Source organism: Natrinema halophilum (genome assembly GCF_013402815.2).
In the GTDB taxonomy this organism is placed as follows: Archaea; Halobacteriota; Halobacteria; order Halobacteriales; family Natrialbaceae; genus Natrinema; species Natrinema halophilum.
The window spans coordinates 1,466,291-1,478,333 of record NZ_CP058601.1 but is presented as its reverse complement, the minus strand read 5'-3'; the positions used below and the strand labels follow the sequence as shown (position 1 = coordinate 1,478,333).

The 12,043-nt window shown below is 61.2% G+C and carries 13 protein-coding genes, 1 tRNA gene and 1 pseudogene; 6 read left to right on the top strand and 9 right to left on the bottom strand.

Going from position 1 to position 12,043, the window contains the following annotated elements:
* Nucleotides 1-181: 181 nt before the first annotated feature.
* Nucleotides 182-637 (bottom strand): hypothetical protein, encoded by a 456-nt coding sequence (locus HYG82_RS27930; RefSeq protein ID WP_179260361.1) that lies wholly within the window; start codon nucleotides 635-637, stop codon nucleotides 182-184.
* Between the two features lie 266 nt (nucleotides 638-903).
* Here HYG82_RS27930 and HYG82_RS27925 point away from each other — a divergent pair, with 266 nt between their 5' ends.
* Entirely contained in the window at nucleotides 904-1,143 is a 240-nt protein-coding gene (locus tag HYG82_RS27925) for a winged helix-turn-helix domain-containing protein (protein ID WP_218834206.1), read from the top strand.
* A 682-nt stretch (nucleotides 1,144-1,825) separates the two neighbouring features.
* Here HYG82_RS27925 and HYG82_RS27920 read toward each other — a convergent pair.
* Together HYG82_RS27920 and HYG82_RS27915 are read right to left on the bottom strand one after the other, a co-directional pair.
* Nucleotides 1,826-1,910: transfer RNA gene (locus tag HYG82_RS27920), tRNA-Leu, on the bottom strand.
* A gap of 59 nt (nucleotides 1,911-1,969) precedes the next feature.
* Nucleotides 1,970-2,143, bottom strand: a complete 174-nt coding sequence (locus HYG82_RS27915) for a hypothetical protein (RefSeq protein ID WP_179260359.1) — start codon at nucleotides 2,141-2,143, stop codon at nucleotides 1,970-1,972.
* Between the two features lie 235 nt (nucleotides 2,144-2,378).
* On the opposite strand from HYG82_RS27915, the gene HYG82_RS27910 reads away from it, so the two are divergent.
* Nucleotides 2,379-2,687 (top strand): transcription initiation factor IIB family protein, encoded by a 309-nt coding sequence (locus tag HYG82_RS27910; RefSeq protein ID WP_179260358.1) that lies wholly within the window; start codon nucleotides 2,379-2,381, stop codon nucleotides 2,685-2,687.
* Between the two features lie 178 nt (nucleotides 2,688-2,865).
* Here the strand turns inward: HYG82_RS27910 and HYG82_RS27905 are convergent, their stop codons facing one another.
* Nucleotides 2,866-3,330 (bottom strand): phosphopantetheine adenylyltransferase, encoded by a 465-nt coding sequence (locus HYG82_RS27905; protein ID WP_179260357.1) that lies wholly within the window; start codon nucleotides 3,328-3,330, stop codon nucleotides 2,866-2,868.
* Between the two features lie 148 nt (nucleotides 3,331-3,478).
* On the opposite strand from HYG82_RS27905, the gene HYG82_RS27900 reads away from it, so the two are divergent.
* From HYG82_RS27900 to HYG82_RS27890, 3 genes are all read left to right on the top strand, one after another.
* On the top strand, nucleotides 3,479-5,734 hold the full coding sequence (locus tag HYG82_RS27900; protein ID WP_179260356.1) for an NADP-dependent malic enzyme: 2,256 nt from the start codon (nucleotides 3,479-3,481) through the stop codon (nucleotides 5,732-5,734).
* Nucleotides 5,735-5,754: 20 nt separating this feature from the next.
* Nucleotides 5,755-7,218: an outer membrane protein assembly factor BamB family protein gene (locus tag HYG82_RS27895; protein WP_179260355.1), complete on the top strand. Its 1,464-nt coding sequence runs from the start codon at nucleotides 5,755-5,757 to the stop codon at nucleotides 7,216-7,218.
* 292 nt (nucleotides 7,219-7,510) lie between these two features.
* A complete protein-coding gene (locus HYG82_RS27890) occupies nucleotides 7,511-7,882 on the top strand; it encodes a 30S ribosomal protein S8e (RefSeq protein ID WP_179260354.1) in 372 nt (123 codons plus the stop codon).
* Nucleotides 7,883-7,921: 39 nt separating this feature from the next.
* Here the strand turns inward: HYG82_RS27890 and HYG82_RS44450 are convergent, their stop codons facing one another.
* The 5 genes and pseudogenes from HYG82_RS44450 to HYG82_RS27870 all read right to left on the bottom strand — a co-directional run bounded on the left by HYG82_RS44450 (nucleotide 7,922) and on the right by HYG82_RS27870 (nucleotide 11,129).
* Nucleotides 7,922-8,200, bottom strand: coding sequence for an outer membrane protein assembly factor BamB family protein (locus HYG82_RS44450; RefSeq protein WP_343233112.1), 279 nt, complete (start codon nucleotides 8,198-8,200; stop codon nucleotides 7,922-7,924).
* Nucleotides 8,180-8,542: pseudogene (locus HYG82_RS44445) on the bottom strand (outer membrane protein assembly factor BamB family protein); the annotation flags it as partial. The gene HYG82_RS44450 and the pseudogene HYG82_RS44445, both read right to left, overlap by 21 nt.
* 366 nt (nucleotides 8,543-8,908) lie before the next feature.
* On the bottom strand, nucleotides 8,909-9,919 hold the full coding sequence (locus HYG82_RS27880) for a phosphate uptake regulator PhoU (protein WP_179260352.1): 1,011 nt from the start codon (nucleotides 9,917-9,919) through the stop codon (nucleotides 8,909-8,911).
* Nucleotides 9,920-10,337: 418 nt separating this feature from the next.
* A complete protein-coding gene (locus HYG82_RS27875) occupies nucleotides 10,338-10,565 on the bottom strand; it encodes a DUF7511 domain-containing protein (protein WP_235217851.1) in 228 nt (75 codons plus the stop codon).
* 363 nt (nucleotides 10,566-10,928) lie between these two features.
* Nucleotides 10,929-11,129 carry a metallophosphoesterase gene (locus HYG82_RS27870; RefSeq protein ID WP_179260350.1) on the bottom strand — a complete coding sequence of 67 codons (201 nt, stop codon included), beginning with the start codon at nucleotides 11,127-11,129 and terminating at the stop codon, nucleotides 10,929-10,931.
* A gap of 225 nt (nucleotides 11,130-11,354) precedes the next feature.
* Between HYG82_RS27870 and HYG82_RS27865 the strand changes: the two genes are divergently transcribed.
* Nucleotides 11,355-12,020 carry a 2,5-diamino-6-(ribosylamino)-4(3H)-pyrimidinone 5'-phosphate reductase gene (locus tag HYG82_RS27865; protein ID WP_179260349.1) on the top strand — a complete coding sequence of 222 codons (666 nt, stop codon included), beginning with the start codon at nucleotides 11,355-11,357 and terminating at the stop codon, nucleotides 12,018-12,020.
* The last annotated feature ends 23 nt before the right edge of the window (nucleotides 12,021-12,043 follow it).

Genomic DNA, 12,043 nt, shown 5'->3' with positions numbered 1-12,043 from the left:
CGTATCGACTACCGACGACGAGGACTGTTCGTCATCCAGGCCGTCGGTCCGCTTCTGGGGAGCACAGCAACGCGGCCGTGATTTGGGTTTTGGCACCGCTGGCGAACTCCGAGTCCGGTGGTGCCTCCGAAAACCGATGTTCGACGCGTCTCAGCGGGCTCGGCGCAGCGACCACCGCCGGTCAGGTGTCGTGATCAGCGCGCTCGCGTTCGAAGGCGGACGGAGCGGGTCCGAGTACCGACAACACCCCGCCACCACGACGCGTGACCATCGGGACAGCATCGGAGTCAGTGCCGCAAGCGTCGGCCTCGGTCGCGATTTCGCCCCCGCTCGAGCCAGCGCCGTCGTGGTCGGTCTCGCCGTTTGCGGTCCCGATCAGCCGCCCGATGGACACGGCTTCCGACCGTATTTCGTGCAATCGCCCCTCGACATCGCGTCCCGTTTCCCCCTCGAGCACCCCATTTCGACGCAGTCGTCGTACGTCCACGAGCAACCCCTGCACCGCCGCGTCGATCGCCTCGAGGCGGACGCGGTGTGCTGGCTTCGCTCGAGTTTCCGTGCGGTCTCGAGCAGTCAGGTCGGGCGATGCATCTCGTCGGTCGAGGGTTTCAAGCCCCCGCGAATCGTTGGGTAGCATGGCTTCCGTGGATAGAGACGGGAGCTGACGCAGGTCGGTGGGGTAGCACCGGCCTGCACTTTTGCGGATACTGATTCGGCGTAGCCAGTCCGCCGTCCCGCCATCTCATACAATACAGTAGTATAACAAAAAACTATGCTTTGCAGTTCTATTGACCACCCTTACAAAATTTGAAAACTGCTAGAGCGGTTAGGAGACCTGTTAAGGCGTACCTTCATGCAACTATGCTCAGCATAGCTATACAGATGCGAAAGCGTGCCGAATGGATGACGCGGGCAGACGACGAGATACTCGAGTACCTCTCATCGGAAACTGCTGGCACTCCCAAGGTGATCGCAGATGCTCTCGACCGGAATAATGATTATATCGGGACTCGCTGCCGCAAACTCGCCTCCTACGGGTTACTCGAGCGTCCGTCTCGAGGCTTCTACGTGATCTCCGAGGAAGGGAACTCGTATCTCGAGGGGGAACTCGACGCGAGTACGTTGTCGGAAACTGACGGCTAATCACCGGCAGACGGCGTAAGTAAACTGCGATACAATTAAAGCGCGAACATGCCTCCCTGACCGTCAACGGCCACTTCTGGATGTTCGTTCCGTTTCTGCCGGCCAGGGGCGGATCTGGTGGGCTCAGACGGACGGATTGCATGCGCATTCGGAGCGCCGCTCGTCGATGCTCGAGGAATACAGATTTCGGCTCCGCCTCACGGAATGGCATCTCGAGTGCGTGAGACGGAACTCGAACACCACCACGGCAACTCGAGTCGGTGTGCTCGTCTTCTCTCATGCGACTTCTTGGCACGAGACAACTCCGCGAAATCACTCGAAGAAGCATGCGCGGGACCGGATTCGAACCGCGAGTACTTCGCTTCGCACGTCCTCTGGGCCGCGAACCCGCTCCTGCTCCTTCACTCGTGTTCTCGCTCCGCTCGAAAACTCGTTTCAGTGCGCGGGACCGGATTCGAACCACGTGAAGACGGATGTACTCGCTCACGTCGTTCGCTGCGCGCACTGCGACTTCCAGGGTTTGAATCCGCTGACCGCATTCTCTGCTCATGGATTTGTTCGCGGAGAATGCGCGGGACCGGATTCGAACCACGTGAAGACGTGCTCGCTACGCTGCGCGCGTCTTCCCTACTTCGAACCGGCCGACGATTGCTGTCGCTCGCGGATTTGCTCGCGACAGCAATGCGCGGGACCGGATTCGAACCGGCGGACCCCTACGGGACAGCGTCCTAAGCGCTGCGCCGTTGGCCTAGCTTGGCTACCCGCGCGCATCCTCGAGTTTTCACGATTCGAGTAAGAACCTGTCGGTCTGCGCCGTCGGTTCGCCTTACCCGTGTTTCACCGGTTCTTCGGGCGACCAGTCCGGCGGCACGATAAACGTCACGTGTTCGGGGTCCCGAAGCTGGTGTAATTCGGCAGCCTGTTCGGCCAACGACCGCTCCCGATACGGCATCTCGAGCCCGCAACCGGTACAGACGAGTTTGCAGGTTGGCTCTTTCATGGGGATGCAAACCGACGTCGATCGACGGCGCCAGGCGCTCCTTCGGGTGACGCAGGGTTTAGTAGTCGTCTCCTAGTGAAATCGATGGAGAACGGCCGGTTTTCCAAGTCATTCGTAGTTGAACGTTGCCTTCGGTAGTACGCTATTGGCGACTCCGCGGCGTCTCACTCGGCCAATCGATCAGCAGCGTCGTCTCGACCGTAGATTTATCCCCACCGATCCGATACTCGCGGGTATGCACAGCGCCCGGGATCGCGTCGAATACGAACCGTGGCTCGAGGAACTCGAGACCGTCGCCGATCGGTTGGATCTCTCGCCGGATGCGCGGTCTTGTGCCATCGATCTTTTCCTCGCCGACGTCCCTGCGTCCGATCGATCCAAGCGTGCGGTCCTCGCCGCAAGCGTTTACGCTGGTTCGCTCGTCGCCGGTGACGGCCGCACACAGGGTGCTGTCGCCGACGCTGCAGACGTCTCACGATTGTCGATTCAATCACGCTGGAAGGAGTTGCTCGAATCCGCGGGGCTCGAACCGCCGCGATGGTAACGATCACGTACGCTCGACCGTTTCGGAGGCCAGTGACGTACTGATTCGGTGTACGTATCCGTTACGAGAATGAAATGAACGACGGACGGAGTCAATAACCGATGGATATTGCCACCGGGTTGACATCGCAATCAAACGAACCGTCCGCGGGCAGATCGCCGCCGACGCTCAGCGCGTTTCAGTGGTCGACGATGTTCCCGTGTTCGTCGATTTCCCCGTTGACGATCCGCGTACTCGAGATGATGTCGCCGTCGTCGGCCCGGAGGTGCGGAACGACGATGACGTCCAGGGGGTCGTGGCCGCGCTCGGTTCGGATTTCGTTAATGCGCCGCCCACCCTCCTGCGTTTCGGGAGAGACGACGAGGTAGTCGAACTGTGGTTCGGTCGCGATTCCCGTCGGCTTCTCGAGTTTCCGAACTTGGAACTCGCGGTCGTATTCGGCCGCGATTGCGTCGAGTTCGGTCTCGAGGTTCCGTTTACGTTCGTCGTACGATCTCACTCGTCGTTCGACTGCGCGTGTCTTGGGCGCGAGTTCGTCGCTGGTCAGCCCCACAGTCACATCTCCGAGTTCGAATGCCCGTTCAAACAGCCGTCTGTGGCCGTCGTGAACGGGGTCGAAGGTCCCACCAAGCGCGACGTCCATATCCCTCCTCACATGCCCGGTGCTATAAAACGGTCGAATCGAACTATTTGTTCGCCGAGACGAATTGCAATCCGACTGTTAGTTGATATCGACAGATGTCGAAAGATCCCTTCGCATCGTTTTAGTAGTCGCCCGCAGTGTCCCCGATATGGGATTAGACGAGGACTCACTGGAGTACCATCGGACGGACCCACCGGGGAAGATCGAGATATCGACGACGAAACCGACGAATACGCAACGCGACCTGTCGCTTGCGTACTCGCCGGGCGTCGCTGCGCCGTGTCTCGAGATCGACGACGACGAGACGGATGCCTACTCGTACACGGCGAAAGGAAATCTCGTGGGCGTCGTCTCCAACGGATCGGCCGTCCTCGGACTCGGCGATATCGGTGCGCAAGCGTCCAAACCCGTTATGGAGGGGAAGGGCGTCCTGTTCAAGCGCTTCGCCGACATCGACGTTTTCGACATCGAACTCGACGAGGCCGATCCCGACAAACTCGTCGAAGCCGTCAAGATGATGGAACCAACCTTCGGCGGCATCAATCTGGAGGACATCAAAGCGCCGGAGTGTTTCACCGTCGAGGAGCGTCTGCGCGAAGAAATTGACATTCCAGTCTTCCACGACGACCAACACGGGACGGCGATTATTTCCGGTGCTGCGCTGCTCAATGCCGCAGATATCGCCGGAAAAGATCTCGAGGACCTGGAGATTGCCTTCTCGGGCGCCGGTGCAAGCGCTATTGCGACCGCCCGGTTCTACGTTTCTCTCGGCTGTAAGAAGGAGAATATCACGATGTGTGACTCTTCGGGGATCATCACCGAAGAGCGCGCGCGACGGGGCGAAGTAAACGAGTACAAACAGCAGTTCGCCCGTGACGTTCCCGAAGGTGACCTCGCTGACGCGATGGAGGGCGCGGACGTCTTCGTCGGCCTCTCGATCGGCGGCATCGTCTCCGAAGAAATGGTCCAGTCCATGGCGTCCGATCCCATCGTCTTCGCGATGGCCAATCCCGATCCGGAAATCGACTACGAGGTGGCCAAAGAGGCCCGCGACGACACCGTCATCATGGCGACCGGGCGCTCGGATTATCCCAACCAGGTCAACAACGTCCTCGGCTTCCCCTTTATTTTCCGCGGCGCGCTCGACGTGCGTGCCACCGAAATTAACGAGGACATGAAGGTCGCCTGCGCCGAGGCGCTGGCCGAACTCGCTCGCCAGGACGTTCCGGATGCGGTCGTCAAGGCCTACGGAGACGACCCCATCCAGTACGGTCCCGACTACATCATTCCGAAGCCCGTCGATCCTCGCGTCCTCTTTCGCGTCGCGCCGTCGATCGCCGAGGCCGCGATGGAGTCGGGTGCCGCCCGCACCGAAATCGACCTCGAGGAGTACGAAGAGCAACTCGAGGCGCGGCTGGGCAAGTCCCGAGAGATGATGCGCGTCGTCCTCAATAAAGCCAAGAGCGACCCGCAGACAGTCGCGCTCGCCGAGGGCGAAAACGAGAAGATGATCCGAGCGGCATACCAGATTCAGGAGCAGGGGATCGCGCTACCGATCCTCATCGGTGACGAAGATGAGATCAAGGGCACAGCCGCGAATCTCGGGCTGGACTTCGAACCGACCGTCGCCGACCCGTCCATCGGCGATTACGAGGAGTACGCCGACAGACTCCACGAACTTCGCTCTCGCAAGGGCATTACGCGGAGCGAGGCAGGCGAACTCATCGAGCATGATACGAACTACTTCGGCAGCGTGATGGTCGAACGGGGCGACGCCGACGCGTTGCTCACGGGACTTTCCCACCACTATCCGTCGGCACTCCGACCGCCGCTGCAGGTGATCGGAACCGACGAGGACGTCGACTATGCTGCGGGCGTTTACATGCTCGCGTTCAAAAATCGCGTGATCTTCGTCGCCGACGCGACGGTCAATCAATCTCCCGACAAGGACGTTCTCGCCGAAGTTACCAAACAGACCGGCAAGCTCGCACGTCGATTCAACGTCGAACCCCGCGCTGCCTTGCTTTCCTACTCGAACTTCGGGAGCGTCAACAACGAAGCTACCCGGAAACCACGCAAGGCAGCCGCCATGTTACAGGACGATCCCGAGATCGACTTCCCCGTCGACGGTGAGATGCAAGCAGACACGGCCGTCGTCGAGGATATTCTCGAGGGAACCTACGGCTTCTCCGAACTCGATGAGCCCGCGAACGTGTTGGTCTTTCCCAACCTCGAGTCGGGCAACATCGGCTACAAGCTGCTCCAGCGCCTCGGCGGCGCGGACGCGATCGGTCCGATGCTCGTCGGGATGGACAAACCAGTCCACGTCCTCCAGCGCGGCGACGAGGTCAAAGACATCGTTAACCTGGCTGGCGTGGCGGTCGTCGACGCCCAACAGGAGTAAGAGAGGAGACGAAACGGACCGTGCACGAGCCAGTCGCTGACCGCCGCGATGGCGGTTCCACACGAAAGTCGCATGATGCGTCCTCAGAGCGGCCGGATCGGACCGCTGTCGGTACCGGTGTGAGCAGGCGATTGCTCCTTCGCGCTGCGGGAGCGTCCGGTATCGTCGGTCTGGCCGGTTGTATCGGACGACAGTATCGATCGCCACCGGATTGCGACCCCGTCGCTGCCGACGCCGCGACCGGTGATGGATACGTTCCGCTCCCGGCGGACGACGACATCTCGATGTTTCGTCGCGGATTGCGCCGTTACGGCTACTATCCTGACGAAGTCGTCCCGTCGTCCGTCCGAGTCGACTGGTCCGTCCCGGTCAACCGCATCGGTCACACTGCGGCCAAGTCGACGCCCCGACCGACGCCGGACGGCGAGACGATTCTCATCGCGAGTGACACCGGTCACGTTCACGCCGTCGAACCCGACGGCGATCACCGCTGGCAAATCGAGACGGGTGCCGCCCGAAGCCTCGGCTTTCACGGGACGCCAACGATCGTCGAGGATACCGCCTACATCGGCGGCTACGACGGCGAACTCTACGCTATCGACATCGCGACCGGCGACCGGATCTGGCATACCCGAACCCGGGAGTTCGGCGATGCGATCGCGATCGGCTCGAGCCCTGCGTACGTGGACGGAAATCTCTATTTGCTCACCGAACACAAGAACCCGGCCAGCGGTGCACTGTGGGAAGTCGACGCCGAAACCGGGAATCCGACCTGGAGCGACGACCGCATCTGGGGGATGCCCCATCCCTCGCCCGCGATCGACTGCGAGGCCGGCCGACTCGTCACGGGCTCGAACGACGGCGTCGTCTACTGCTGGGAGTTCCCCTCGCTCGAGTTCGCCTGGTCGTTCCAGGCCGGCGGCGGGGGCGGTCCCGACGGCGAATCGATGGCAGATGGAACGTTCCGTCTTGGTGCCCAGATCAAGGGAACGATCCCCGTCTACGACGGCGGGGCGTTCGCCGGCTCGTGGGATGGCCGGTTCTACCGTCTCGATCTCGCCGACGGCAGCGAGGAGTGGTCGGTCGATACGGGTGACGTGGTCATGTCGAACCCGGCTGTCGATCCCGATGAGGGAATCGTCTACGTGGGTGGCGACGACCATTACGTCCGCGCGCTCGATACAGCGACTGGTGACGAACTGTGGTCGACGAACGTGGGCGGCCACATCATCGGCTCTCTTACGGCGACCGCCGAGACGATCCTCGTCGGCTCTTACGACACCCACCTCTATGCTCTCGACAGGACCACCGGCGAGCCACGCTGGCGGGTCGAAAACCGCGGTCACGTTACGAGCGGTGCGATCCCCCGCGACGGCCGGATCTATTACGCCGAGCGCGGCGTCTTTACGAACTACTACGACGAAGACGAAGAGACGGTGCTCGAGGAACCCGGTCGGGCGTACTGTCTGGTTTCCGCCGAATAAGCGGTTCGTAACGCGGCTCGAGACCTCGCCGCTACGGTCTCCCGGTTGGTTGCCGAGAACGAAGTCACCGGCTGAGCGAGTGTGCCGGCGACGGTGTGGAGACCGACGACGTCCGTTGGAACGGAAATAGGTGTAGGTGTGGTCTCGTCGACGGGGTAAACGACAGCTTGGAAGACCCGCCGCGTGTTCCAGTGCTTTCGAGCAGTAGTGTGGATGTACGCGCGTCTTGGCTGCGCCCTCGACAAAATTTCGGAGCAGTGCATTCAAGTATGCGCCCGGTTTTTTACCGGGTATGCAAGATCAGGGACGCTCTACGCGAAAGCGAACCGGAGGTCGACTGAAGAACGTTCGAAAGCGCCGAAAGGACGAACTCGGTCGTCTGCCGACGGAGACGCAGGTCGGCGAACCGCGCTTCCGAACCGTCGACGTTCGCGGCAACGGGACGAAGACTCGCGCACTCGCGACGAACGTTGCGAGCGTCAACGAAGGCGGCGAGACGATCACGGCGGACATCGAAGACGTCGTCGAGAACGACGCCAATCCGAACTACGTCCGACGGAACATCATCACGAAAGGCGCCATCATCGAAACCTCGGAAGGTGAGGCTCGCGTCACGTCTCGCCCCGGTCAGACCGGACAGGTAAACGCCGTTCTCGTCGAATAACGCGACTTCGTTCGCGGTTTTGTACCCGATACCTGTGAGCTACGGCTCCGCGAGCGCAACGATATTACCGTAGTCGTCACCGAATCCGAACACCCCATCGGCCACCGCGACTGATCCCGATATGGCGTCTTCCGCGTCGTCGCTCCAGCGCTTCGACCCGTCCGAGCCGTCGAGCGCGTAGAGTTCTTTCTCCCAGGTACCGACGTAGAGGACCCCGTCCGCGACGGTCGGGGACCCGCCGAAGCGGCCGACGTTCGATTCCCAGCGTCGATCCCCGTTCGCGACGTCGTGACTTTGAACGTAAACGGTATCGTCCACGACGGTCGGTCCTCCGCCGACCGGCCCAGCCGCCCGGAACGTCCAGCGTTCGGACCCGTCGGTCGGCGACAGCGCATAGAGGTTACCGTCGCCACAGCCGATGTAATGGGTCCCATCGACTATCGCGGGACTCGTTCGGGCCGAGGCGGGAAGATCGGTCGTCCAGTGCGGATCGCCGGTTGCGGCGTCGAGTGCGTACAGAGACGAGTCGCCATTCCCGACGAACACCGTTCCGTCGACGACGGCTGCCGGTGAGAGGATACTCCCACCGGTGTCTACCGTCCACTCGAGGCTGCCGTCCGCGATCGACAGCGCATACAATGTGTTGTCCCAGCTGCCGACGTACGAATGTCGTCGACGATTACCGGACTCGCAGTAACCCGGTCCGTCGCGGTAGCGGAACCGATCGGTTCAGGGGATTTCTTCGGGCCGACGCCGGTACCCGGAGTGCCCGTGTTCGCGACGTCGTACTGAGGCGTCGGCCACGCCGCGACTTCGGTACCGTCGGAACCGCCGTTGACGCAGGTATCTGCCCCGTCGCTCCCGGTCGATCCGGTGTCGGACCCGCTCGGATCATCGGAATCGGATCGTGCCAGGCAACCGGCGATCGATGACGCCACGCACCCCAGAAGCCCGAGTGCAGCGCGTCTGCTTGCTCCCTCGCCGTTCATAGTTTCCGTCAAAACGGAAACTATTTAGTTTTCCTGACTATTCGGGTTCCGTTCCCGGTCGAGGTGCGGCCTTTTGCAGCGCCGTTTCGGCGACGTTGCCACCGTAGTCTGCGCTTCGCGACAGCGAGTCGACGATCAGTCCGATCGACTGGGCCTGTGCGGGTTCCAGCTCGCGGAGCATGTCGTCTATCTGTCGCGTGTGTTCGTCGATCTCGAGGACGGCTGCGAGAGCTTCGTGACCGAGTCGGGCGGCTTCGTCAGCGTCGTCGGCGAACAGCGCATCCATCGACTGCTCGAAGACGGTCGCTGTTTCGGCGTGAAGTCCGTGGAGGGCGTCGGCGACGTTAGCGGGGAGTTCATCGAGTTTGAGGGCGATATCGCTGATCTTGACCGCGTGGTCTGCGATCCGCTCGAGTTGGCGGGCACTCGAGTGAAAGTCGAAACAGTCCTCTCGGGAGACGCCGAGTTCTTCAATCGCTCGGGGTGAGCGCAGCGTGGCACGGAAGATTCTGGAGACAACCAGCCAGAGGCGGTCGACGTCGTCGTCGCGCTCGATGACGTCGTATCCGATGTCGTCGTCGTTCTCGATCAACGCGGTCACAGCGTCCTCGAGCATCGACTGAGCGATCAGTCGCATTCGAGTGACGGCATTGACAATCGACAGCTCCGACGAGTCGAGCAGATCCTGAATGATCATGCTGTCGCTGGTTTCTTCGAGGACCTCGACGCCGATGAGACGCTGGGTCGCAGTACGGATCGCGCTGCGTTGCTCGGTCGTGATCCGGCCGGCTTGCAGTCTGATGATGTCGAAGCCGCTTACGTACATCGTCATCACGGCTCGCTCCAGTTGTTCTCCCTCGAGCCCCGAGACGTCGAGGGCACCTTCCTCCCGACGCGTCTCACGTTCGGGAGTCAGGAGAAGTTCGTCTCCTTCCGGGTAGAATTCGACGGTCGTTCCGCTACTGACGCCGTTCTCGGTTGCCCACGTTTTTGGAAGCGAGACCGTGAACGTCGACCCACCTGTCACCTGCACCTTTCGCGTCTCCATACGAGCGGATTCCAACTGCAACAATATAAATCCACTAGTCTATAGAGATATTCGAATCCCCCGAATAATCTCCTGAAGGGCGGTTTTTGACGGTTTTAGATATACACGATTTCGTAACTCTCCATCGACAACTGTACCCTAATATATCTATATATAGATTTGTGCGGTCGAGCGACCTCGTTTTGGAGTGCGGTTACCGAACCGGCTTCTCTGAAAACCGGTGACAGAGCGGATCGACGGCTGGGTTGCTCGGACCGGAGCCGTCGACGGTGACCGCGGCAAATCTGACACTTTCACCGCGGATATCTTCGGCGTCGTCGAGGTCCGCCCGACTGTTCGAGGGAGCTTCGATATTTCGCTGTTCACGGCGGGAACGGTGTCGACCCAGCACGACGCTCGATTGCACCACAGCACTCGACTACCGCGCGTCCTCCAGGTCGACGAACGCTCGCGCGTCTGCTGTCAGCCAGGTGGTCACCCGCTCGGCTTCGGGGCACTCTCGCGGCACAATCGTGCATCGATTGGGCCTGTCCTCGTAGCGAACGACAACCGACTCGAGATCGGTTTTATCGCTCGAATACTGCGTGGCCGCGGCCAGTCGCTGTCGGGTGGACTGATCGTCGTAACCGCCGGTTGATCCGTTCATGATTTCGGGTAGTAGGTCCCGTACCTGAACACAGCGACGATACCTACTAAGTCACTGCTAATTGTGCTATTGAGCCGTCAGTATCGGTGTTAACCCCTCCGTAGCGACCGTACCCTCGTCCGCTGCACCATTGGCACTGCTCTCGTCGGACGGTCTGCCCCCGGGGCCAGTGTGAGTGTTCTCCCTGGTATCAGAGTCGTCAGCGTCGGTAGCCGCATCAGAGTCGTCAGCGTCGGTAGCCGCATCAGAGTCGTCACGTCAACGACCGTATCAGAAGCGTGAGTTTCGTCGGGTGGACGCGATCGATTCTCGTCGACTTCCGTCTCGGATGCCTCGAGTTCCGCCCTCTCCGAAGTCCGTTCGTTACGGTCCATGCCTCCTCCGGTCGCCGACGAACACGACGAGGTCGTTCGCGGCGAGGTCGAGTACCTCCAGTAGCGCTTCGAGCGAATCAAGACAGCCGTGAATGTCACCGACGATGCAAACGTTGCCCCGGTTTTCGAGAGTGATGTGCCGGTGATGGAACGGTACCGTGTCGCCGAACGTGGTGATATCGGTCGTCACGCGGTGTGCTCTGAAATAATTCCGCAAGACCGGATAAGTCGTTTATATGTTCCATATCCGTTCCTATATGGTGACATATATCCGGCGACGAGAGACGCGTCGGTGACTGCTCTGGGCGGAGCAGTCGATTATTCTGGCCGACACATCGAGTATTTCGGGGCGAAGACCTCGGGCCATCCGAGCCGAGATGCGGGGTTTCTTTAGGGCCGACGACTCAGCACGGATATGTACGTCGTCGTCAACGCAGCCGTGAGCGCGGACGGCAAGCTCTCCTCGCGCCGCCGCGACCAACTCGCGATTAGCGGCGACGAAGACTTCGCGCGGGTTGATCGTCTCCGGGCCGACAGCGACGCCGTCGTCGTCGGTGTCGGAACCGTCCTCGCAGACGATCCGCATCTCACGGTCAAAGACGAGCAACTACGTGACCGACGCCGCGAGAACGGACGATCGGCGAATCCCGCACGGGTGGTCGTCGATTCGAACGGTCGGACGCCGATGGATGCCGCGATCCTCGACGACGCGGCGACGACCTATGTCTGCTTGAGCGAGAACGCGCCGGTCGAACGCCGTGCGGACCTCGCCGACCGCGCCCAGTTACTTACGGCGGGAGACGATCGGGTCGACCTCCTGGGCGCGTTCGCGACGCTGCAGGAACAGGGCCTCGAGCAAATCATGGTCGAAGGGGGCGGAGAACTCATTTTCTCCCTTTTCGAGGCCGGCCTGGTCGACGAGCTACGCACGTTCGTCGGTCCGAAAATAGTCGGCGGCCGCGACGCACCGACGCTCGCAGACGGCGAGGGGTTCGTCGCCGAGTTTCCGATGCTCGAACTCGAAGAATTCGATCGGCTCGACGGGGGAGTCTTGCTCACCTGGTGCGTCGAGGGCCGGTAGACGATCTGGAGGAACCGCGTAGC